The sequence below is a fragment of the Bacillus sp. FSL R5-0512 genome (genome assembly GCF_038593295.1).
Lineage (GTDB): Bacteria > Bacillota > Bacilli > Bacillales > Bacillaceae > Bacillus > Bacillus safensis.
This window is the reverse complement of record NZ_CP151982.1, coordinates 209,650-232,511: the sequence shown is the minus strand read 5'-3', so window position 1 is coordinate 232,511 and position 22,862 is coordinate 209,650. Positions and strand designations below refer to the sequence as shown.

The window sequence follows — 22,862 nt, the reverse complement described above, 5'->3', positions numbered from 1 at the left end:
TAACCCACGCCATGTAAAGAAAAAAAGGATAAAGGGGGGTTCCCTCTATCCTTGTGAAATCGCTTGTTCTTTTTCAATAACAGCTAGTCTTTCTTGAACTTCTTCTTCAGATAAATTGTGCTGTTTCACATACAGGTTCCGTTCGCTTGTGCGGCATTCATGACTGCAGCTGCGCATATACTTATGCTCACTCTCTTCAGTGGCAATCATCTTACGGTTACATGCAGGGTTCGCACAGTTCACATAACGCTCGCAAGGCTCACCAGTGAAGAAATCTTTTCCGACAACCACATGCTCTGTTTGATTCACTGGTACTGTTAAGCGATTATCAAACACATAGCATTGACCGTCCCATAGCTTCCCTTGTACTTCTGGGTCTTTTCCGTAAGTGACAATTCCGCCGTCAAGCTGAGAGACATCTTCAAAGCCTTCACGCTTTAACCAGCCTGAAAACTTCTCACAGCGTACGCCGCCTGTGCAATAAGTCAGGATTTTTTTGCCTTCAAGAATCTCTTTATTGTCACGAATCCACTCAGGTAATTCACGGAATGTCTCAATATCAGGACGAACTGCCCCTCTGAAGTGACCAACATCAAACTCGTAATCATTACGCGCATCAATCACAACAGTATCAGGTGATTGCATTTGCTCGTAAAATTCAACCGGGCTAAGATGTTTCCCCGTTAATTCCAACGGATTCACATCATCCTCAAGGCTGAGGTTCACTAGTTCATTCCGATGACGGACGTGCATTTTTTTAAACGCATGACCATCCGCTTCGTCAATTTTGATCGGCATAGACGCAAAGCGCGGATCTTCTTTTAACGCTTGCATGTACTTGTCCGTTTGCTCAATAGTTCCAGAAACCGTTCCGTTCAAGCCTTCTGCTGATACGAGGATACGGCCTAACAAACCAAGCTCCTTACAGAATGCTAAATGCTCTGCTGTAAACGTCTCTGGGTCCTCAATGGGGACATATTGATAGTAAAGTAAAACGCGATATTGTTTTTCCATCTATATAAACACCTCTTAAATTTAATCAAAACATACCATTCTTTATCATACAGGAAATACATACCTAAAGGCAATGTCGGCGGCTTAATTCCATAAAACGGAAGGGCCTTTCTTCTCATATATTTGACTATTTGACAGAACTTTCTGTAAAATGAGATGATTTATGAACAATATGATGTGTAAAGGAGCAATGATCCATGATCCAGCCAGAAGATATTGTCAGAAGCGGCCCTAACCAATTTATTTCTCAAAAGGGAATCTATCATGAACTTGAATCCCTTGTTTCTCCTTTTCAGTCACCTGCTGTAGTGACAGGATATGATTCATACCAAGCTTTTTCACAATACACAAAGCTGCTGTCCGAGTGGCCTTTCATTCAGCACAAAGGATACAGTTCGCCTAATGCGGTCACACAGATCGCAGAAGAGCTTAACGGGTCAGATGTGATCATCGGCATCGGGGGCGGAACGATTTTAGATACCGCAAAATCAGTTGCAGACGTTCTTCAAATCGAAGTCATGATGGTGCCAACGATTCCCGGCACATGTGCTGCGTCTACACCTCTCAGCGTCATTTATGATGACAAAGGAAATTTCATGAGAGTTGATTATCATAAACGATCCAGCTACCTCACCTTAATTGATCATACTTTTTTGCTTTCCTCTCCTCTTTCCTACTTTCAAAGCGGAATTGGTGATACGCTGGCAAAATGGTATGAAGCAGAAGCGATTATTCGTAACACAAAAGGCGCCTTGCCGCTCATGGTACATGCAGCACTAAAGCAGGCGGTATATGTTCGAGACATTCTTCTTTCTCATAGTGAAGAAGCTGTCAACAGCTTAAAAACAGGGCAGCTTTCACAAGCATTCGCAGATGTGACAGATACGATTATTACGTTAGCAGGAACAGTCGGCGGCTATGGGGGACGCTATGGAAGAATGGCAGGAGCCCATGCCGTTCATAATGGATTGACATTTATTGAAGAAACGCATCATGTGTTACATGGACAAAAAGTAGCTTATGGCATCCTCGTCCAGCTTGCCGCAGAAAACCGAATGTCCGAGGTTGAGGAATTACTTGAACTCTACCAAACTCTCGGATTACCTAGAAATATGCGCGATCTTGGTATGACAACTCAACTGGAAGAAGCGGCACTTACGGTAGCAAACCATGCGGCACGTAAAGATGAAACCTTTTGTTTAATTGGGGACTATTCTAAAGAACAGATTGTTGACGCCATTCAAATCATTGAGACCTATCACCCCCAAAAATCTGTCTAAAGATGAGGGAAATAAAAAAGCACAGGCATCGCACCTGTGCTTTTCCTTCGATTAAAAATCAAAGTTATCTGGATCTGGACCTGTGCGCTCATCTTCATTGAGCTGATCAATGACACCCATCTCACGTGCGGACAGCTCGAAATCGAAGACTTGTGTGTTTTCGATGATTCGGCTCTTCGTCACAGATTTTGGAATGGTGATAATGCCATGCTGCAAGTCCCAGCGAAGAATCACTTGCGCTACTGACTTGTCATGTTTTTTCGCGATATCCTGGAGAACAGGATGGTTTAGAAGCTTCCCGCTGCCTAATGGCGACCACGCCTCTACATGAATTCCTTTCGATTTGCAGTAGTCTCGTAAAGGCTCCTGCGTCAGCTTCGGATGCAGCTCGATTTGATTCACCATTGGCACAACTTCTGCCTCTTCCAATAAATCCTCTAAATGATGCTGATGGAAATTACACACTCCGATCGCTCGAACGCGTCCATCCTTATATAGTTTCTCTAGCGCTTTCCATGTTTCTTTATATTTGCCTTCAACTGGCCAATGAATTAAATAAAGATCTAATACATCTAATCCCAGCTTGTTCATACTTGTTTCAAAGGCTTCGAGTGTTGATTCATAGCCTTGATCATTATTCCAGACCTTTGTCGTAATGAATAGATCATCGCGCGAGATACCTGATTGCTGAATGGCTTTGCCTACCCCTTCTTCATTTTGATAGGCGGCTGCTGTATCAATGCTGCGGTAGCCCGCTTCAAGAGCGTCTTTGACGGCATTTACAGCCTCATCCCCATCTTTTACCTGCCATACACCAAAGCCTAGCTTCGGCATTTTCACTCCGTTTGCTAATGTGACTGTATCTGTTAATCCACTCATCAAACAAACCTCCGCTTCATTTTTAACTACCAAGCACTATACCCGAATTTTCGATTGATCATGCATGACATTCTGGCTGAGCTATTTGATATATTTTCCTATATCAACTTGATTGGTGTCAACGATTTGATATTCGCTGGTTTGATCTTTTGTTTTAGAAAAATCATATGTTTCTAAAAATGTTTGATCGTAAAAAGTCAGACCATATGTTTCCTTTTCATTCTCATACACTCTGATCCAATAAGACTCTTTTGAAGTTTTTTTAGTTTCATTCGTTTTCTTTAATTTCATACCCGAAAATTCCTTGAGTAACTTTTGAATATCCGCTTTCTTTTCCACTTTAACACGCTCATTATCATGCTCAATTTGAATCGAAGTCACCTTGTTTTGATCAATTGAGGCCACATTATCAAAAGAGTATGTTTTTGCATTGATCAGAAAATAAATACCAATTCCTAATAAAATAATGACGACTAAACCAATCATCCACTTTTTCAACCTAACTCCTCCTTCCTATTCTCAGCACACCTATAAAAACAGCGAAGTCCAATCATCCTCCTCAGAAAATACCTGAATCCCGTGCTGTTTGAGCAAGGCGGATGTCACTCCATCCCCAGCTTTTGTCCCCCCGTTAAAATCTCCGCGATAAATCATCCGGCTGCCGCAGGAGGGGCTGTACTCTTTTAACACAACCGCCTTCGCTTTCAGAGACTGAATCTGTTCCAGCGCCATTTTCGCACCTTTTACATACATCTCCGTGACATCATTTCCATGTACATCAATCACGGAGGCGAGGCCCTGTAATACATCATGTCCGTCTCCGCCAATGATTTCTGCGGGAGGTCTTGGCGTGGAAAGGCCGCCAAGCAGCTCAGGACAAACTGTGACTGCCTTTCCCTCCTCAACAAGCTCCTCAATTCGCTGATCTAATCGATGGCTGCCATTATAACGAACCTTCAATCCAGCAAGACAAGCACTGACGACAATCATGTATGTTCCTCACTTTTTTTGCTGACTTTAAAATAAATACATACAGGCAAGAAACATATCGTATTCACCAAAAAGGGCAGAGCACAATACAAAGCAGCAGCCCAAATCGGTTCTCCAGCTCCTGCAATACCAAAAAAATAAACAAATAATAGCACGCTGACAAACAATCCCACAAATGGCATGATGAATACGTATTTTTTATAATTTTCTATCATTTCTTTCTCCAATGAGCTCCCTCCCTTTCATCATGGCTTCAAACAACATCAATATATGTTAATTTTACCATAAAAAACCGAAACCATCTCCTTTTTACGATGGTTTCGGTTTTTTATCTATATCTTTTCTTTCCAAGCCTTTAAGAAGCGCTCAATCACTTGTAATTCATCTTCATGAAACTGCTGAAGAAATTCTAAATAGGACGTGACTGCTTTTTCATGCAGCTCATCATGAAGCGCTGCCAATTGCTTGCCTTCCTCTGTCAAAGAATAATAGACAGATTTCTTATCACCCTGCCGGTGGCAATAGTCCACCATGCCTTTTTCAATTAGTTTTTTCACAGCCTTTGTAATAGCTGGCTTTGATAGTTTTAGTTGCTGAGATAGAAATGTATTGTTTGATTCGTTTGGATTGGCTTGAATCATCGATAAAATGTGAAGCTGTGTGAGTGTCCATTCTTGTTTGAGTGTATCAGTCGTGGTAATCAGTGGATCTGTTGGATCATTCCGTCTCTTTTCCCTATGCATAATCAGATCTTGAATCGCTTTTAATACAATCTGCTCTTTTGTTTCCATCTGAACCTCCACTCTTAACTGGTTAATAAAATGGTACTAATAATGAAGAAAGGAGTCAAAAGAAATGTGGTTGTTAGTAAAATAATAGGTCATCAGACCTTAAAATTGTATATGTACTTTTATACTAGATTCCCCTCATCCTGTCACATGCTATAATCATGGGGATGTCATCCAATTTATCATAATGAAAAGGTGAGCTAAATGAAACCTGAACAACTAATGGCCATTCGCCAATTAGAAGAAAAGATACATCTGTTTTCCTCTGCTGTGAACGGAACCTTCCTTGCATCGGACGATTTCGTTCTATCCAATACTCAAATATCGACTGACACGTTCAATTTGCTCTTACCGACATCAGCTCAAATCCAAGATCCAAAAAAAGTGAAAGCTGCCATTGAACACATGCGGTCACAGAAACTCATCTTCAGCACATGGGTCGATCACCGTTTACTCCATCCTGATTGGGCTGATTTATTAAAGGAATATCAGCTTCAAGAGGTCGAACGCAATACCATCATGATGCTTGAGCATACAGGTGACATTGATCCAGTCACATCCTCATCACTTACAATCAAGGAAGTACTTGATGAGCAGACACTATTTGATTACAAACATATCTTTATTGAACTATTCAAAGGATCGACTGAGGCCGCCGCCTTAGAAGATTATTTCCAGCGTTTTTCGATTAAAAAATTACACTCAAAAGCTCGCATGTTCGTGGGATATGAACACCATAAGCCGGTCACAACAGGCTTATTATTCGAGACAAACGACAGCTACGGTATTTATGATGTCATAACAAGGGCAGAACACCGCGGCAAAGGACTTGGCAGTGACATGTTTCATTACCTTTTGACCAAGACAGAGAATAAACAAAAATGTGTCATCTTACAAGCATCAGCAGACGGCAAAAATATTTATCAACGTGCCGGCTTCCAACCAATCGGCGAAATGGCCGTCTTTGAATAGAAAGGTACTTTCCCTTTGAAATGAACATAAAAAAGCTGCCTATCTTTAGGCAGCTATTCAGCATGATGCTGACGATCCATATAAAGCGGCGGTCTCTTCAGCGAAATCACCGCACAGCTAAAGGCAATCAGTACAAACACAGCACCGAATTTAGCCAGATCAACAGAGGAACCGGTCATCGTAAACATGACTCCGCCAACCGCAGATCCAATCGAAATGCCAATTTGCAAGGCAGATGTATTTAAGCTCTGCTGAATATCAGACGTGACAGGATCTGTTTGAATCAAATAACTCTGCAAAGCAGGCGTCAGTGCCCAGCTGAGCGCTCCCCAAAGGACAACCATGATCATAAAGAGCGCGAACACACCCGCTGTATAAGGAAGGATAAACATGACGATCGCAAACGCCATAGTCACAAGCAAAATGGCTTTTCCTGAACCCAGTTTGTCACTGAGCCAGCCGCCAAACCCATTCCCGCCTATAGACGCAAGTCCGAAGATCAAATAACAAATACTAATCCAAAACGGGGTCATATGCAGAACTTCCATCAGAAATGGAGTGAAATAAGAATAAAGCATATAATGGCCTGCAAGCATAAACAAACTGATCAAGTGTGCACTAAAAATTTTCGGATGCCCTAAAGAACGAATCTGCTCTCTAAGAGGCGTCACTTTTTCAACAGGCATTTTTTCCAATAGAAAATAGATCAGCACCATCGATATGGCAGAAAGAATACTGATTCCTAAAAACATCACTCTCCAGCCAAAGCTCTCTGTAATAAAAATACCGATCGGTACACCGAGAACAAGTGAGGAGCTAATACCAATAAAAATCAGCCCTAATGCTTTCGCACGATGCGCTGGTTCCACCAATTTGGCAGTGATCGTCAAAGACAACACCACCACAAGCGCTGTACTCATCGCAATCAACACCCTAGATATCATGACAAGGGCAAAGGTCGAACTAAAATAAGTGAACACATTTCCTATTGTAAACACCAATAACGCGATTAAGTAAAGGCGCTTTCGTTCGATTTTGGCTGTCGCAGTCAGCAGCACGGGTGCTGAAATGGCGTACACAATCGCAAATACCGTAATGAGCTGTCCGGCTGTTGCAAGAGACACATTCAAATCCTCTGCAAGACTTGGCAGAATGCCACCAACCACAAGCTCAACTAATCCAACCGCAAAAGTAGAAACGGCTAATAAATATACTCTCCAGTTCATGTCTAACATCCCTTCTGTATATCATCGCTTTCACTTTTGATACAGGGTGCAGACAAACAAAAAAACCCTGATTACAAAAAAGGAAAGCGCGCTTTTGTAATCAGGATTTATCGGATCCTGGTAGAAACCCTCAAACCATATTATTGAGGTTATACAAGTCTATTTTTTTCTTCACATATATTAGCACAGCCTTACATAACTCGCAAGCTGTAAAAATAGAAAAATACTGCCATTCCGTTACCTAAACAAAAGGCGCTGTAAAAGGAATCAGAACAGCTTGCTTTCTCCCCCATTTACAGGTAAACTGATGGAAAATCAACGAACAAGGATCAACGTAGATCTGGAATAGTAGCTTGAATCGATCTTTAACAGAGAGGGAACGGTGCTGAGAAGTTCCTACTGACATCTTCAAGTGAACCTGCCGATTTAGTTCTGTTTCATACAGCGGTTCATACCGTTATCATGATTGAGTGTAAAGCTGTGCTTTAAATTAGGGTGGTACCACCAGGAATGGTCCCTAACTTAAAGTACAGCTTTTTTGTTTTAAAAAAGGAGGAACCTGCAATGTTAAAAAAACAATTTGTTGAAAAAATTACAAGCATGGAAGACGACTTTGCCCAGTGGTATACAGATGTTGTCACAAAAGCGCGGCTCGTCGATTATTCAAGCGTGAGAGGCAGTATGATCATTCAGCCGTATGGCTTTAAAATTTGGGAGAATATTCGCGACGAACTTGACCGCCAGATTAAAGAAACGGGTCATGAGAATGTCTATATGCCCCTCTTTATCCCAGAGAGCCTGCTGCAGCAGGAAAAAGATCATATCGAAGGCTTTGCTCCTGAAGTGGCGTGGGTCACACATGGCGGTGAATCCAAATTACAAGAAAGGCTCTGCGTCAGACCAACCTCTGAAGTGCTGTTCGCTGAGCATTACAAAAACATTATTCATTCCTACCGCGATTTACCAAAGCTATATAACCAATGGGCCAATGTCGTCCGCTGGGAAAAAACAACACGTCCCTTCCTCAGAACCCTTGAATTCCTATGGCAGGAGGGACACACGTGCCATGAGACTGAGCAAGAAGCGATTGAAGAAACAGAAAGAATGCTTCACACTTACGCTTCTCTTTGCGAAGATCTCCTTGCCATTCCTGTCATTAAAGGGAGAAAAACAGAGAAGGAAAAATTCGCCGGCGCTCGCTTCACCTATACGGTTGAAAGCTTGATGCATGACGGAAAAGCGCTTCAAACGGCCACTTCTCATTTCTTCGGGAACGGATTTGCCAAAGCATTTGGCATCGAATTCTTAAACCGTGAAGGAAAACTAGAGCATGTCCAGCAAACCTCTTGGGGTTTCACAACAAGAATTATCGGCGCTATGATCATGGTGCATGGCGATGACAGAGGGCTCGTCCTCCCGCCAAATATTGCGCCAACCCAAGTGCGTATCGTGCCAATCGCTTCTCATAAAGAAGGGGTACTGGATCATGCCTACGAATTGAAGGATCGCCTCGCCCGCATCGCACGTGCTGACATCGATGCAAGCGATAAACAGCCAGGCTGGAAATTCAACGAATGTGAAATGCAGGGTATTCCGCTACGTGTAGAAGTAGGACCAAAGGACATCGAAAAAGGACAAGTGATGCTCGCACGACGAGACACTGGTGAAAAGCAAGCTGTCACGTTAGATGCACTTGAACAAACCATCACAGCAACGCTTGAAGACATCCAGCGGACCATGTACGAAAAAGCGAAGGAACGATTACATGAAAAGACATCACACGCCCACACAATCGAAGAGATCGAGCAAATTCTTGCGGAAGAAAACCGATTGATTAAAGCCATGTGGTGCGGTGATGAAGCTTGTGAAAACGACATTAAAGAAAGAACAGGCGCGACCTCACGCTGTATCCCATTCGAACAGGAAACCATTTCTGACACATGTGTCTGCTGCGGAAAACCTGCATCTGATATGGTGTTCTGGGCGAAAGCCTATTAAGAAAATGAACGATAAAGAAGCATCTCTCATGATGCTTCTTTTTTTGTTAAAAAGACCCAAACTCCCATTGACCTCACCTGCACGATCCCCTATAATTCTTATTAATATAATCGGTTTTTAAGACTTTAACTGGAGTGGTGATACATGAAACGCTGGCCCTCATTCTTTGCCGAACGCTGTCCTAAATGTAAATCAGCATTAGAAGTCTCAAAGTCCAATGCCCTGCAAGGCAAAGTCGTGAAAACATGTCCCAACCTTCATTATCAAAAAGAGTACCACCCAGCACTAGAAACGTATATCGAGCACGATGACGTCAAATAAAAAAGACCAACACGTTTGCTTTGTTGGTCTTTTCTTTATAAAATATCCAGCCAAATTTTAACCGCTGTCGCCGTAATCATCACAGCAAGTGCCCATTGCAAGTAGATGGCATTGATTTTCTGACCGACCTTCGCACCAATCGGAGCTGCCACCAAACTTGCTGCCATCAGCACAACAGCAGGAAGAAGCATGACCTGACCCGTCAATACCTTTCCAGTCGATGCGCCTATCGCAGAAAGAAACGTAATCGCAAGTGACGATGCAATCGTCATCCGTACAGGAATTTTTAAAATAGACAGCATCACAGGCACTAAAATAAATGCGCCGCCTGCACCTAATACCCCGGAAACACTGCCAATCACAAAGGCAATAGCTGATGCCAGCCCTTTATGAAAAGTAACTTCTCCCTCTGCGTCTGCACGCTGTCCTTTTTTCGGAATCAACATGAGAATAACTGCCACAATGGCGAGTAATCCATAGACGAGGTTCATCCCTTTCTCCGGCATAAAATGTGATACATAACTGCCTAATAAGCTGCCCGCCAATATACTGCTTCCCATATATAAAATCAGCGAGCGATGTAAAAATCCGCTTTTCCGATAAGCGAGTACACCACCCAGCGTCGAAAAAAGCACTTGAATGGCGCCAATCCCTGATACCTCGTGTGCTGATAGTGCCATCACACCAAAAAGAGGCGGGATATAAAGCAGCATGGGATAGTTGATCACAGATCCGCCGATCCCCACCATTCCTGATAAGAAGGAACCAATACATCCGATGATAAAAAGTGTAATCAAAAATGCAAAATCCACGCTGGTCTCCTCCTTTGCAAAAGGAAAAGGGGATCTTCAGCAGATACCCCTACATCCTTTAGGACCCTTTTCTCACCCAGAACTTCAGCACGTGACCTTCTTCTGTCTGCGTGATCAATTCATGTCCGCTTGACTTCGCCCATGCGGCCAAGTCAGCTTTAGCCCCTTTATCTGTTGCATGTATTTCTAAAACTTGACCTTCCGCCAAGTCGTTCATTTTTTTCTTCGTTCGAATAATCGGCATTGGGCATGCGAGCCCTGTTACGTCTAAAATTTGATCTGATGTCATTTGATTGTTCCTCTTCTCTTATTTTATTGGACATTACCGAATCGCACAACGGTTTGGACCCATTTCCATTTCCCGCTGCTCTTCCATATCTGGGTTCAGCTTCCCCATATTGGCTTGACGAATCTCTTGAAAGGCATGCGGCTGTGCAGGCAGACCTTCCGTCACCATCTTTCTAAACACATGTTGATCTTCAATATGAAGCCCATGATTTTCTTTTAAAAGTGAGCCGAGCTCCTTCCAAACACTGCCGTCTTCATTCATTTCTTCTTTGGTCATGAAGTGCGCAGGCAGAACGATGTATTCCTTTGAAAACGCCATATACCGTTCATAAAGCGTCTCTCTCAAATCATCTACCCAGTCCTCCGCCATTCCAGCAAGATCAGGTCTTCCAATTGAATCAATAAACAAAATATCACCTGAAAGAAGATATTGATTGTCTACGATAAAAGATGTTGAGCCGATCGTATGTCCCGGGGAATAAATGGGTTGAATATCAATAGAAGCTGTTCCAATCGTTATCCGCTGTCCTTCTTCAAGACGTTCATATTCAAAGGTTACCTCTTCTGCATCTTTTGACGGCAGCCAGTAGGCAGCACCAGTTAGTTCAGCCAGCTTTTTCCCACCAGAAATATGATCTGCATGAAGGTGAGTATCCATCACATGCGTCACAGAGACATCATGCTTTTTCGCAAAATCAATATAGACCTCCGTCATTCGAGCTGCATCCACAACCGCGGCTTCTCCATTGGACATGATCATATAGGACAGACACCCTTTGCCCATCCGTACAAATTGATACAGCTCTCCGCCGCCGCTTAAATCACCTATTTTCACTGGCTCTATATGCTCACTCCATGCCTTCATGCCGCCCTGCAAATAATGAACAGGCACGCCAGCCTCTGACAGCATCTCCGCCACCAGGATAGAGGAACCTTCCTTGGCACAAACCACCAGCACTTCACGGTCACTAGGAATGTGCTGTAAAAGGCCCTCTACTCCGTCAAGCAGATCAAAATAAGGCACATTCATATCAACGATTGCTTCCCCTTCAATCTTCCAGTCCTGCACATCTGCTTGGTTTCGCACATCTAGCAAAAAGAGCGGCTCTTTGCCCACGATCTTTTTTGTTAACTGCTCTGCAGTCATGGCTTTTACCGTCATGTTTTATTCAGCTCCTATTTTTCAATGGCTCCTGTCCAGCTATTCATGCCTGGCACCACATTGATTAATTGTTGAAATCCTCTCTCTTTTAGCTTTTGCGCAGCTAATTCACTTCTTCTGCCTGAATGACAGATGAGATAGATGTCCGATTCTCTTGTTAACTCCTCTGCACGATCTTCCACCTCACCAAGCGGGATATGGACGGCTCCTGGGATATGCCCCGCTTCGTATTCATCCAGCTCCCTTACATCCAAAATAAACAGAGATTGATCTTCTTTTACCTTCTGTTGAAAGGCATTCAAAGATATTTCCGAAATCATGGGCTCCCCCTCTTCTTCTTGCGCTCCGCCCTTACGAATCAAATGATGAAGCACCTGTCCTTCTACTCTTGTTCCTAAAAACTCATGACCGGCACTTTTTGACCAAGCCGCTAAATCCGCTGCTGATCCTTTATCAGTAGCTTGCACTTCAAGCACATCTCCTGGCAAAAGCTCATTCATTTGTTTTTTTGTTTTCACAATCGGCATCGGGCATGCCAATCCTTTTGCATCTAAAATGACTGTTGGTTGCTGCATGTGATGTCCTCCTTTATATAGGGGTGGGGGTATATTTTTATACGTGCTTAATGCCAAGCATTCATACCACCTTTGATGTTTGTAATATGAGTAAATCCTTGCTTCTTCAATATTTTCGCTGCCTGCATACTTCTCATTCCGCTTTGGCATATCACGTAGATCTCTTCATTTTTCTCAAGCTGAGAAGCTCGTTCTTTTAACTGAGGTAAAGGAATGTTTCGAAACCCTTTAATATGGTTTGTTTGAAATTCTACTGGAGATCGTACGTCAATGAGCTGTTGACCTTGGTTTTTCAGTTTTTTCTTCATATCAGCTGCATCCATTTGGTTCACACCTCGAACCGGCAGAAAGCGGCTCACAAGTAAGCCAATCACCAGGATGAACAAAATCGTTTGAATCATTTCATCACCTCACTAAATAAATAAATTCACATTCCCAATTTCAGCCTCTGCTAAATAAGCGGCGACACCAGCATATTGAATATCATCTAATAATTCTTTCTCCTGCAGCCCTAAAAGGTCCATCGTCATTGTACATGCTACGAGATTAATCTCCTGTTCCTTCGCCATATCAATGAGCTGCGGCAAGGTCATGGCATTGTGCTTTTTAATCACGTGCTTAATCATCTTCGGACCCATTCCAGCAAAATTCATCTTTGAAATGCCCATTCGATCAGCCCCGCGCGGCATCATCTTGCCAAACATTTTTTCTAAAAAACCCTTTTTCATTGGCACCATCTCATCCTTACGCAAGGCATTCAGCCCCCAAAAGGTATGAAAAATCGTCACTTCATGATCATAGGCTGCTGCACCATTTGCAATAATGTAAGCCGCCATCGCTTTATCATAATCTCCACTAAATAGCACAATCGTCGTGCGTTTTTTCTGTTCTTCCATTCTGCTCCTCCTTCATTATTACCCATGGGGGTATATAGAAAACAAAAAATATATACACATACCGGTAAGGGTATATTATAACAAGTAAAAAAATCCGTCAACCTTCAAAGGCTGAAGAATTTCTTACCGGCTCTTCACCAATAGCTCAACTGCCTCTTTCACAAGACCTTCCGTATCCTTGCCTTGTTCAAGACTTTCACGAACACATTGCTCAAGATTTGTACTCACAATCACACCCATTGCCCGATCAATGGCATTGCGTGATGCAGACAGCTGCGTCACCACCTCGCGGCAATCCTTTCCCTGCTCCATCATCGCAAGAACCCCTTTAATCTGCCCCTCAATCCGGCGAAGACGGTTCTTCATCTGCTGATTATATTCCATGCACAAGTACCCCTTTCTATTCTTTCTATGAACAGATAGTATACCCTAAGAGGTATTTAGTCAAACGACTTGCCCTACTCTTTTGTAGAGAATGTATGTGAAAAGAATTGCACATTCCACCATTTATTGATAAAAAGAAAATAATCAACGAACGAGAAATCATTGAAGAAAAGAGGACAGCCCATGACTTTACATCATTATATTGGATCAAACAAAGAACTGCCGCTTGGTACCATTGGTCAAAATCCTACCTATAAACCATTCTCTGAACTCAATATCAACATGTTTGATAAAAAACAAAAAAAGCTAAAAACCTATCAAAAAGAAGAACTTTTGATAGAAGTATTTGAAACAGAAGAGGATTTCGAAGGCATTCACATTGATTATCTAGATCCCGTCTATGAAGCGGTAAGAAACAAATTCACGCATCCTTTTGTTTATGAATTAGGCATCATTCATTCTCTTCGTGCACTTTTTAAATTCATTGAAAAAGAGCTGTCAAAAGGAGAAAGCATCGAAATCTATTCTTGTCTAGATGAACTGGAAACGAAAGAAAAGGACGATCAATTGGATGTAGAAATTGACCTAAGCAAAAAACGGTTTGGAAAACATATCGATTTTAAAGAGATCGATGAACTGATTGATATGTTTGAATTAGAAAACTTACAATATGTGTTGGTGAAGAAATAGACCTCCTGCGGTAAAAGTATAGAGAAAAGGGGACATCATCATGAACTTGACATGTGAATCTAAAAATTTTGATGATTATTTATGTGAACTAGCTGAAGTTGATTATTCTCATCCTCTTATTCGAGCAAAATCAAATGAACTTTTCAACCCTTTGCAGACAGAAATAGAAAAAGCAAAAGTAGCCTATGAGTTTGTTCGAGATGAAATTCCCCATACATGGGATATTCAATCCAAACGAGTGACTTGTCATGCATCAGAGGTATTAACATTTAAAGAGGGAATTTGCTACGCAAAGTCCAACCTATTAGCTGCTCTATTGCGCTCACAAGGAATACCCACAGGTTTCTGTTACCAGCGGTTAATGTTGTTCGATACGCCAGATAAGGGATATTGTATTCACGCATTAAATGCTGTATTTTTTCATTCACTTAATAAATGGATTCGATTAGATGCACGCGGCAACAAAACAGGAATTGATGCTCAATTTTCACTTGATCATGAAAGATTAGCTTTTTATACCCAACAAGAATTAGATGAAGTCGACTATCCTTTGATATATGTTAAACCACATCCAAAGACAATGAGCGTTTTAAAAGAACATACAGATGCTATTGAGATGTATAAACATCATTTACCAGAAACGATATAGGCTTGGGGGCAAAAAGACTTTCGACAATGCCAAACGTGAAAATAAACCGGTGCTTGTCAGCATCGGTTATGCCCCTTGTCACTGATTTGCATAGGATCTATTTTATATTAAATACACTCAATAACTTCATCCAAACGATATCTACCCTTCAATTAAACGTTTTAACTTAAGCTCCGTATCAGTATCCTCAACCGGAGTATAGACACTGCATCTTAAATCAGTATCCCCATACACTTGTAATGAAGTGAGATTAAACAACATTTTACCTGCCTTAGCATGACGAAATTCAATTAATACTTCAGGCGCATAGCTGATCTCATTTTCATTCCAAATTTTACGAAACTCAGGATATGCCTGCTCCATTTCTTCTATAAATTGCTCATACCATTCATCCGCCACATATTGTCCATAATACGTTCTAAATATGGCGATATATCCTCTAACAAAATGCTCCCAATTCACCGCTAAACTTTTAAATTCCTTTCTTGCGAATAGTAAGCGTATGATATTCCTTTCTGCCGGATTGATTTGTTCAAAGTCCAAAAATACATTAGCTGCTGCTTGATTCCAGCCAACAATCTGACTTCTTCTATCAGATACAATCGTCGGGCAATAACGAAGTTCCTGCAACATTTTCACTAAAGCCGGACTGATTTCCTTCTCATTCTCAATGATAAAGGATTGTTTCACTCCTTCCTCTAACGCTAAAGCGTACAAATATCTCCTTTCATCGTTATTTAATTGTAATGCATGAGAAATAGCATCTAATACCGAAGTCGATACTTTTATATCTCTGCCTTGCTCTAACCATGTATACCAAGTAAGACTCACACCGGCTAGTTGAGCCACTTCTTCTCTTCTCAGTCCTGGTGTTCTTCTGCGGGTTCCTACAGGTAAACCAACCATTTGAGGCGTAATTTTCGAACGTTGGTTTTTTAGAAATTCTGATAACGCTTGAAGTCTAGTTTCAGGTTTCATTTAGATCTCCCTTTAAAAGAGTATTAATTATACTAGGATAAACAACAACTTGTAATAGGATAACACAATGGATAAAGTTAATAAAAACAAGGAGGGAATGATCATGAAAAGAGTTGTCATTACTGGAATGGGAATTATTTCCCCACTTGGAAATGATGTAAATAACTTTTGGAATCAACTAATCAAAGGACAATCGGGAATATCTCTCATTGATTCTTTTGATACAACTGATTATAAAACAAAAATAGCTGGAATCGTTCGTGATTTCGATGCAGATGAAATATTGGGAAGAAAAGAAGCAAAACGTTTAGATTGTTTTAGCCAGTTTGCCTTAGCAGCAGCCGAACAAGCATTAAAAAATTCGCAATTACAGTTAGATCAAGTTGATCTTGAACGTTTAGGCGTATATGTTGGTTCAGGAATCGGGGGAATCCAATCGCTTGTTGATAATGTCAATGTATTAGATAAACGTGGTCCCTCAAGAGTAAGCCCCAGCCTTGTCCCCATGATGATTTCAAATGCAGCTGCGGCCCAAATCAGCATTAAATTAGGGGCACAAGGGCCATCATTGTCACCAGTCACAGCTTGTTCTATTGGGAACACCTCTATTGGCGAAGCTTTCAATGCGATCCGAAATGATGATGCAGATATTATATTTGCCGGAGGAGCAGAAGCTGCCGTCTCACAGATATCTTTGGCTAGTTTTGGAAACGCACATGCACTATCTACTAGAAACCAAGAGCCAAGCCTAGCCAGCCGTCCATTCGATACAGATAGAGATGGCTTTGTGATGAGTGAAGGCGCAGGTATCTTAGTATTAGAATCATTAGAAAACGCGATTCTTAGAGATGCGCCGATATTATGTGAAGTAGTGGGGTACGGAGCTAGTTCAGACGCTCATCATATGGTAGCATCCCACCCAGAAGGTAAAGGTGCCTACTTAGCCATGAAAAAGGCGTTGAGAAGTGCAAACATATCAACAGATGATATTGATGTTATTAGTGCACATGCAACAAGTACACAAGTAGGTGATCGTTCAGAAGTTCTAGCTATTAAGAAATTATTTGGTGAACGTTCAGTTGAAATTCCAACAACGGCAAACAAATCAATGACAGGGCATATGTTTGGTGCTGCCGGCGGAGTAGAAGCCATTGCTTTAGTGGAAAGTTTGAGACGAGGAATGATTCCGCCAACTATTAATGTAGAGAATCAAGATCCAGACTGCAACTTAGATGTTGTATTAGAAGCGAGACAGCTTCCTTTGAAATACGGGCTATCCAATTCTTTTGGTTTTGGAGGACATAATTCAGCCATCTTGTTAAAGCATTACGATTGATGTAGCTATCAAGGGTTTATAGCCCTTGATTTTTTTATTTTGGGAATACCTCACAGACAAATTATGAAGGGCCTCAATCTGATATATTAACCCCACAGATTTATACTATTATACTATATTTACATTAATTGTAATATATTAGATCAAAAAGCCATTTACAATTCTTAATGTAAAAAGGTACATTTTGGCTACGCGCAAGCAATTTGATTGCATTTCTTTGCTGCAATAGCAATACTTTCATGTCTTGACATGATAGATGTTGAAATGCAAAAAGAAAGAAAAGAGGATAACAAAAGTTATCCTCCGCTTTAATATTTATGTTCATGCTTTTCTAATCACTCAGCTTCATTGTTTGTTGTAGCGCTTGCGTTTTCAACACTATGTGCTTCACCATGACCTGGCCCGAAAAGATTTAATATTACAACTCCTACAAGTATCAAAACAATCCCAGTAACACTGGCAACGTTAATTTTTTCTTTCCAAATCAAAATCGAGATTATTGTAGTAAGAATAATACCTATACCAGACCAAAGTGCATAGGCGGTATTCAAAGGTATGGTCTTCATTGCAAGTGATAAGAAGAGCAGGGAGCCTATAAAAGAAATAATTGTACCAATAGTAGGGTAAAGTTTTGAGAAGCCTTCTGCAGCCTTGAGCATAGAAGAACCAATAAGTTCACCAATAATTGCGAGCAATAAATATAAATATGCCATTATTACTCTCTCCTCCTGTATAAAAAATCAACGACTTAAAAAACTGTTTAAACCTTTATAGGTTTACTTCACTAAATCTTTATTAAGTACAACTTTACAAGAAACCAAAAATGTTTTTAAGTCTTTATTTTTCAAAAAAATTGTGCGCAAAATGAGTGGTGATCCTTAGTCCAGTAGATAAAATCTAATCTAGATAATCTAATAAGATATAAACTAAACTGCACTATGGTACAGTAAACATAAAAACAAATAATGAAAAGTGAAAGAAGGTGAACCAATGCCCACTAACAATAAGCCCAATAGATTAATCGCTGAGAAGTCTCCTTATTTACTTCAACACGCTCACAACCCAGTTCACTGGTACCCGTGGGGGCAAGAAGCATTCGATAAAGCCAAACGTGAAGATAAACCAGTGCTTGTCAGCATCGGTTACGCCACTTGCCACTGGTGCCACGTCATGGCACACGAAAGCTTTGAAGATCAACAAGTCGCTGACATCTTAAATGAGCATTTTATTTCGATTAAAGTCGATCGTGAGGAGCGTCCAGATATCGACTCGATGTATATGTCGGTTTGTCAGATGATGACGGGGCAAGGCGGCTGGCCGTTGAACGTGTTTGTCACGCCGGATCAAAAGCCTTTTTATGCTGGGAAATATTTCCCGAAAAGAAGTGCTTACGGGCGGCCTGGCTTCATCGAGGCACTGACACAATTGCTGGATGCGTACCATAACGACCGGGATCATATTGAATCATTGGCAGAGAAGGCGACAAATAACCTGCGGATCAAAGCAGCAGGGCAGACAGAAAACACGCTGTCACAAGAGGCAATTCACAAAGCCTATTACCAGCTCATGACCAGCTTTGATACACTGTATGGCGGATTCGGCTCCGCACCGAAATTTCCTGCACCTCATATGCTCTCATTTCTGATGCGCTATCACGAATGGACAGGACAGGAGAATGCGCTGTATGCAGTCACGAAAACGTTAGATGGGATGGCAAATGGCGGTATATATGACCATATTGGTTCCGGTTTTTCTCGTTATTCAACAGACGAGAAATGGCTTGTGCCGCATTTTGAAAAAATGCTGTATGATAACGCCTTGCTGATGGAAGCTTACACAGAAGCGTATCAGCTCACCTCAAAACCTGAGTATGAAAAACTTGTCCAACGCCTGATTCAATTCATTAAACAAGATATGATGAATTCTAGCGGCTCCTTTTATTCAGCGATAGATGCAGATTCTGAGGGGAAAGAAGGACAATATTACGTCTGGGCAAAAGATGAGATCATCACCCATTTAGGGGAGGAGCTTGGCGCTTTATTTTGCGACGTCTATCACATCACAGAAGAGGGGAACTTTGAAGGGGAGAACATCCCTCATACCATTTCTACCTCTTTTGAGGACATCAAAGCCTCTTTTTCGATCGACGATAAAACCCTTCAATCCAAGCTGCAAGAAGCGCGGCATATTTTACAATCAGTCAGACAGCAGCGACCCGCGCCGCTTGTCGATGACAAGGTGCTTACATCTTGGAATGCGCTGATGATCGCAGCTCTCGCCAAAGCAGGAAGGGTCTTTGATGCAGAGGAAGCGATCCGTATGGCGAAGCAGGCGATGTCTTTTCTAGAAACACACCTCGTCCAACATGATCGGCTCATGGTCCGCTACAGAGAAGGTGACGTGAAGCATCTCGGCTTTATCGAGGATTATGCGCATATGCTAAAAGCGTATATGTCTTTATACGAAGCGACCTTTGAGTTAGCGTGGCTGGAAAAGGCGGCAGCCATTGCCGAGAACATGTTTGAGCTGTTTTGGGACAAGGAAAAAGGGGGCTTTTTCTTCTCGGGATCAGATGCGGAAGCGCTCCTCGTTCGAGAAAAAGAAGTGTACGACGGCGCCATGCCTTCTGGTAACAGCACCGCACTCCACCAGCTTCTTCAACTCAGCACAATGACAGGTCGTCAAGACTGGCTGAAAACATTAGAACAGATGTTCAAAGCCTTTTATGTGGATGTCTCTTCCTACCCAAGCGGACACACAGCATTTCTGCAAGGGCTCCTAAGTCAATATGCGGCGAAAAGAGAAATCATCATTCTCGGAAAAAACGGCGACCCTCAAAAAGAACAGCTTTTACAGGTGCTTCAAAAACGCTTCGTTCCATTTGATATCATATTGACTGCCGAAACAGGGAAAGAATTAGCGAAGCTCGCGCCCTTTACAAAAGATTACAAAACAATCGATGGCAAAACCACCGTGTATATTTGTGAAAACTACAGCTGCCGCCAGCCAATCACCGATATCGACGAAGTGATGGAACAATTATTCCACAATTGAGTTTGTCATGAGATGACTATGAGAAGACAAAATGAGGACAAACAGATAAAAAACATGTCAATCCGCTAACAAATTGTCTGTACGGTTTTATTTTTCCTAAAAAACGGTTAGAATGCGCACTAGACGTTCTCATACCGAAGGGAGAGAAAATGATGAAAAAGGTATCATACACACTCATCGCTTGTTTGTTATCTGTTGGACTTGCAGCCTGCTCGTCAAACGATGCCAAACAAGATAAGCAAAACGACGCAGCCAAAAACAAGGAAACAACACAGGCTGATCAAAAAGAGCAGCAAAAGCAAATGGAAGAAATGCAAAAGAAATTAGACGCACAAAAAATCGATGATCAAAAGGTCGTTGCGACCGTCAACAAAGACAAAATCACAGGCAGTGAATACAATAGCGCCTTATCTACCATTCAAGGCCAGCTTCAGCAATCCGGGCAAGACCCAACTTCTAAAGAAGGCGAGAAAGCAGTCAAGAAACAAACCATTGATGCGCTCGTAGGACAAGAGCTCATCCTGCAAGATGCTGAGAAGAAGGGCTTCAAAGCCTCTGACAAAGAGGTAGATAAGCAGCTAAAGGAAGAAAAGAAACAGTTCAAAGACAACGCTCAATTTGAAGAAGCACTTAAAAAGAGCGGACTCACATTGGATCAGCTGAAGAGTGACATTGCCGACAGCATCAAATACAGCCAATATGTCGATAAAGAAATCAAATCAGCCTCCGTCTCTGAGAAAGACGTCAAAGCGTACTATGATCAATACGCAGACCAAATGAAAAAACAAAAGCAAAAAGCACCAGAATACAAAGAGGTTAAATCACAAATTAAAAAACAGCTAGAATCTCAAGAAAAGCAAAAAGAAGTCCAAAAAGAAATTGAAAAACTAAAGAAATCTGCGAAAATTAATGTTTCTCTATAACCGCTAAGAAAAAATCCGCCATTGTGCGGATTTTTTTGTTACTTCATGAACTATTTTTCCAAATTTATGACAAAAGCCTCATCATAAACGTCTCTTCCATCCGATATGATGGGAGTACAAAAGAAAGCGCTAACAATTCTTTTGTCTCTGAAAAGGTACAGGATCAAAAGCAATTCTCGTACTTTTGCTTCAGTCAATCGGACATCTACAAAAGGAGGATCATTATGTTCAAATGGTTTAAACCTGCTCCGCATATCGACAGGCTTGATGATGCCAAAACAGACGAGACGTATAAGCGGCTGCGGCTGCAAGTCTTTCTAGGCATCTTTATCGGGTATGCGGGCTACTATTTGCTGCGCAAAAATTTCGCTTTTGCTATTCCATATCTACAGGAAGAGGGGTTCACAAAAAGTGAATTAGGCTTTGTACTCGCAGCCGTATCCATTGCTTATGGCTTTAGTAAATTCATCATGGGGATGATCTCAGACCGCTGTAACCCCAGATACTTTTTAGCTGCCGGACTCTTTTTATCAGCTCTTATCAATATCCTATTTGTCTCATTTCCATACGTCACATCCAGTGTATGGATCATGTTTTTATTCATGTTCTTAAACGGCTGGTTTCAAGGCATGGGGTGGCCGCCATGCGGACGTACGATGGCGCACTGGTTTTCGGTTAGTGAACGTGGTACGAAAATGTCCATTTGGAACGTCGCTCACAATATCGGCGGGGGGATTCTTGCACCGCTTATCACATTAGGGATTGTACTGTTTGCGACGTGGAAAAGCATCTTTTTCTTCCCTGCCATCATTGCCATTATCGTCTCCTTCGTGATCATTCTTCTTGTACGGGATACCCCGCAATCCACTGGTCTTCCGCCAATCGAGGAATATCGAAATGACTATCCGGCACAAAACTATGAGGATCAAGAAAAAGAATTAACAGTGAAAGAAATTTTATTTAAATATGTACTCAACAATAAATTCCTATGGTATATCGCCATTGCCAACGTGTTTGTATACTTCGTCCGTTACGGTGTTGTTGACTGGGCGCCGACCTACTTAACAGAAGCAAAGGGCTTTTCACCAGAGCATTCACGCTGGTCTTATTTTCTTTATGAATATGCAGGCATTCCCGGTACATTATTGTGCGGCTGGATTAGTGACCGCTTCTTCAGAAGCCGCCGCGCACCAGCTGGCGTCATTTTTATGGCCGGGGTGTTAATTGCCGTTCTCGTTTACTGGCTAAACCCTGCAGGCAATCCAATGGTCGATAACATTGCCCTTATCAGCATCGGCTTTTTGATTTACGGACCTGTCATGCTCATTGGACTTCAAGCCATTGATCTCGCTCCGAAAAAAGCGGCTGGCACTGCAGCCGGACTGACAGGCTTCTTCGGCTACATTGGCGGCTCTGCCTTTGCCAATGCCATGATGGGTGTCGTCGTGGATCACTATGACTGGACAGGAGGCTTCATTTTACTGGTTGGTTCTTGTGTGCTTGCGATTGTTTTCCTCGCCATGACATGGAATACAGGAAAGCGCGTAGAGCAAGCTTAATGAAAATCACATAAAAGATTCATATCCGCCCAACATGCTCTTTACATCTATTTCTTATGATGGAGGCAGTTACCGTAAAAGGAGGATA

26 protein-coding genes and 1 riboswitch are annotated in these 22,862 nt (G+C 41.9%); of the genes, 10 read left to right on the top strand and 16 right to left on the bottom strand.

The window, feature by feature from the left end; all coding sequences use genetic code 11:
• Nucleotides 1–45: 45 nt before the first annotated feature.
• On the bottom strand, nt 46–1,014 hold the full coding sequence (locus NSQ25_RS01320) for a rhodanese-related sulfurtransferase (RefSeq protein ID WP_039176148.1): 969 nt from the start codon (nt 1,012–1,014) through the stop codon (nt 46–48).
• Nucleotides 1,015–1,211: 197 nt separating this feature from the next.
• Here NSQ25_RS01320 and NSQ25_RS01315 point away from each other — a divergent pair, with 197 nt between their 5' ends.
• Nucleotides 1,212–2,294 (top strand): iron-containing alcohol dehydrogenase family protein, encoded by a 1,083-nt coding sequence (locus tag NSQ25_RS01315; RefSeq protein ID WP_326136101.1) that lies wholly within the window; start codon nt 1,212–1,214, stop codon nt 2,292–2,294.
• Between the two features lie 51 nt (nt 2,295–2,345).
• Here NSQ25_RS01315 and NSQ25_RS01310 read toward each other — a convergent pair whose 3' ends face one another.
• From NSQ25_RS01310 to NSQ25_RS01290, 5 genes are all read right to left on the bottom strand, one after another.
• Nucleotides 2,346–3,173, bottom strand: a complete 828-nt coding sequence (locus tag NSQ25_RS01310; RefSeq protein WP_034283114.1) for an aldo/keto reductase — start codon at nt 3,171–3,173, stop codon at nt 2,346–2,348.
• Between the two features lie 81 nt (nt 3,174–3,254).
• A complete protein-coding gene (locus tag NSQ25_RS01305) occupies nt 3,255–3,671 on the bottom strand; it encodes a DUF5301 domain-containing protein (protein WP_326136102.1) in 417 nt (138 codons plus the stop codon).
• 30 nt (nt 3,672–3,701) lie between these two features.
• Nucleotides 3,702–4,163 (bottom strand): DUF523 domain-containing protein, encoded by a 462-nt coding sequence (locus tag NSQ25_RS01300; protein ID WP_326136103.1) that lies wholly within the window; start codon nt 4,161–4,163, stop codon nt 3,702–3,704.
• Nucleotides 4,160–4,390 carry a hypothetical protein gene (locus tag NSQ25_RS01295; RefSeq protein WP_041115244.1) on the bottom strand — a complete coding sequence of 77 codons (231 nt, stop codon included), beginning with the start codon at nt 4,388–4,390 and terminating at the stop codon, nt 4,160–4,162. The genes NSQ25_RS01300 and NSQ25_RS01295 overlap by 4 nt, the downstream gene beginning before the upstream one ends.
• Nucleotides 4,391–4,495: 105 nt before the next feature.
• The gene (locus NSQ25_RS01290) at nt 4,496–4,954 is read right to left on the bottom strand and encodes a MarR family transcriptional regulator (protein ID WP_034283105.1); all 459 of its coding nucleotides are present in this window, start codon (nt 4,952–4,954) and stop codon (nt 4,496–4,498) included.
• A 201-nt stretch (nt 4,955–5,155) separates the two neighbouring features.
• Here NSQ25_RS01290 and NSQ25_RS01285 point away from each other — a divergent pair, with 201 nt between their 5' ends.
• On the top strand, nt 5,156–5,923 hold the full coding sequence (locus NSQ25_RS01285) for a GNAT family N-acetyltransferase (RefSeq protein ID WP_326136104.1): 768 nt from the start codon (nt 5,156–5,158) through the stop codon (nt 5,921–5,923).
• Between the two features lie 53 nt (nt 5,924–5,976).
• Here NSQ25_RS01285 and NSQ25_RS01280 read toward each other — a convergent pair whose 3' ends face one another.
• Nucleotides 5,977–7,149, bottom strand: a complete 1,173-nt coding sequence (locus NSQ25_RS01280) for an MFS transporter (protein WP_251232553.1) — start codon at nt 7,147–7,149, stop codon at nt 5,977–5,979.
• A gap of 77 nt (nt 7,150–7,226) precedes the next feature.
• Nucleotides 7,227–7,326, bottom strand: a riboswitch (purine riboswitch).
• 387 nt (nt 7,327–7,713) lie between these two features.
• Between NSQ25_RS01280 and proS the strand changes: the two genes are divergently transcribed.
• Both proS and NSQ25_RS01270 read left to right on the top strand, forming a co-directional pair.
• The gene (gene proS / locus NSQ25_RS01275) at nt 7,714–9,147 is read left to right on the top strand and encodes a proline--tRNA ligase (RefSeq protein WP_326136105.1); all 1,434 of its coding nucleotides are present in this window, start codon (nt 7,714–7,716) and stop codon (nt 9,145–9,147) included.
• Nucleotides 9,148–9,291: 144 nt separating this feature from the next.
• The gene (locus NSQ25_RS01270) at nt 9,292–9,468 is read left to right on the top strand and encodes a hypothetical protein (RefSeq protein WP_165585036.1); all 177 of its coding nucleotides are present in this window, start codon (nt 9,292–9,294) and stop codon (nt 9,466–9,468) included.
• A 35-nt stretch (nt 9,469–9,503) separates the two neighbouring features.
• Here the strand turns inward: NSQ25_RS01270 and NSQ25_RS01265 are convergent, their stop codons facing one another.
• The 7 genes from NSQ25_RS01265 to NSQ25_RS01235 all read right to left on the bottom strand — a co-directional run bounded on the left by NSQ25_RS01265 (nt 9,504) and on the right by NSQ25_RS01235 (nt 13,585).
• Nucleotides 9,504–10,280 carry a sulfite exporter TauE/SafE family protein gene (locus tag NSQ25_RS01265; protein ID WP_065215404.1) on the bottom strand — a complete coding sequence of 259 codons (777 nt, stop codon included), beginning with the start codon at nt 10,278–10,280 and terminating at the stop codon, nt 9,504–9,506.
• A 58-nt stretch (nt 10,281–10,338) separates the two neighbouring features.
• Nucleotides 10,339–10,569, bottom strand: coding sequence for a sulfurtransferase TusA family protein (locus NSQ25_RS01260; protein ID WP_034283076.1), 231 nt, complete (start codon nt 10,567–10,569; stop codon nt 10,339–10,341).
• Nucleotides 10,570–10,602: 33 nt separating this feature from the next.
• Nucleotides 10,603–11,730 carry an MBL fold metallo-hydrolase gene (locus NSQ25_RS01255; RefSeq protein ID WP_214755577.1) on the bottom strand — a complete coding sequence of 376 codons (1,128 nt, stop codon included), beginning with the start codon at nt 11,728–11,730 and terminating at the stop codon, nt 10,603–10,605.
• Between the two features lie 14 nt (nt 11,731–11,744).
• A complete protein-coding gene (locus tag NSQ25_RS01250) occupies nt 11,745–12,305 on the bottom strand; it encodes a sulfurtransferase TusA family protein (RefSeq protein ID WP_061110451.1) in 561 nt (186 codons plus the stop codon).
• A gap of 47 nt (nt 12,306–12,352) precedes the next feature.
• Nucleotides 12,353–12,706, bottom strand: a complete 354-nt coding sequence (locus NSQ25_RS01245; protein ID WP_025092501.1) for a rhodanese-like domain-containing protein — start codon at nt 12,704–12,706, stop codon at nt 12,353–12,355.
• Between the two features lie 12 nt (nt 12,707–12,718).
• Nucleotides 12,719–13,201, bottom strand: a complete 483-nt coding sequence (locus NSQ25_RS01240; protein WP_041088802.1) for a DsrE/DsrF/DrsH-like family protein — start codon at nt 13,199–13,201, stop codon at nt 12,719–12,721.
• 123 nt (nt 13,202–13,324) lie between these two features.
• A complete protein-coding gene (locus tag NSQ25_RS01235) occupies nt 13,325–13,585 on the bottom strand; it encodes a metal-sensitive transcriptional regulator (protein WP_003217059.1) in 261 nt (86 codons plus the stop codon).
• Between the two features lie 183 nt (nt 13,586–13,768).
• Here NSQ25_RS01235 and NSQ25_RS01230 point away from each other — a divergent pair, with 183 nt between their 5' ends.
• Both NSQ25_RS01230 and NSQ25_RS01225 read left to right on the top strand, forming a co-directional pair.
• The gene (locus NSQ25_RS01230; protein ID WP_065215407.1) at nt 13,769–14,275 is read left to right on the top strand and encodes a hypothetical protein; all 507 of its coding nucleotides are present in this window, start codon (nt 13,769–13,771) and stop codon (nt 14,273–14,275) included.
• 40 nt (nt 14,276–14,315) lie between these two features.
• Nucleotides 14,316–14,924 carry a transglutaminase family protein gene (locus NSQ25_RS01225; protein ID WP_065215408.1) on the top strand — a complete coding sequence of 203 codons (609 nt, stop codon included), beginning with the start codon at nt 14,316–14,318 and terminating at the stop codon, nt 14,922–14,924.
• Between the two features lie 141 nt (nt 14,925–15,065).
• On the opposite strand, the gene NSQ25_RS01220 is transcribed toward NSQ25_RS01225, so the two are convergent.
• Nucleotides 15,066–15,902, bottom strand: a complete 837-nt coding sequence (locus NSQ25_RS01220) for a helix-turn-helix transcriptional regulator (RefSeq protein WP_065215409.1) — start codon at nt 15,900–15,902, stop codon at nt 15,066–15,068.
• A 103-nt stretch (nt 15,903–16,005) separates the two neighbouring features.
• Between NSQ25_RS01220 and fabF the strand changes: the two genes are divergently transcribed.
• On the top strand, nt 16,006–17,238 hold the full coding sequence (gene fabF / locus NSQ25_RS01215) for a beta-ketoacyl-ACP synthase II (RefSeq protein WP_065215410.1): 1,233 nt from the start codon (nt 16,006–16,008) through the stop codon (nt 17,236–17,238).
• 335 nt (nt 17,239–17,573) lie between these two features.
• Here fabF and NSQ25_RS01210 read toward each other — a convergent pair whose 3' ends face one another.
• On the bottom strand, nt 17,574–17,951 hold the full coding sequence (locus NSQ25_RS01210; RefSeq protein ID WP_034284218.1) for a multidrug efflux SMR transporter: 378 nt from the start codon (nt 17,949–17,951) through the stop codon (nt 17,574–17,576).
• A gap of 277 nt (nt 17,952–18,228) precedes the next feature.
• Between NSQ25_RS01210 and NSQ25_RS01205 the strand changes: the two genes are divergently transcribed.
• The 3 genes from NSQ25_RS01205 (at nt 18,229) to glpT (ending at nt 22,774) form a co-directional block, all read left to right on the top strand.
• Complete coding sequence (locus NSQ25_RS01205) at nt 18,229–20,292, top strand: thioredoxin domain-containing protein (protein WP_326136106.1); 2,064 nt, start codon at nt 18,229–18,231, stop codon at nt 20,290–20,292.
• A 152-nt stretch (nt 20,293–20,444) separates the two neighbouring features.
• Nucleotides 20,445–21,215 carry a SurA N-terminal domain-containing protein gene (locus tag NSQ25_RS01200; RefSeq protein ID WP_039176104.1) on the top strand — a complete coding sequence of 257 codons (771 nt, stop codon included), beginning with the start codon at nt 20,445–20,447 and terminating at the stop codon, nt 21,213–21,215.
• Between the two features lie 224 nt (nt 21,216–21,439).
• Nucleotides 21,440–22,774: a glycerol-3-phosphate transporter gene (glpT, locus tag NSQ25_RS01195; RefSeq protein ID WP_326136107.1), complete on the top strand. Its 1,335-nt coding sequence runs from the start codon at nt 21,440–21,442 to the stop codon at nt 22,772–22,774.
• Nucleotides 22,775–22,862: the final 88 nt, after the last annotated feature.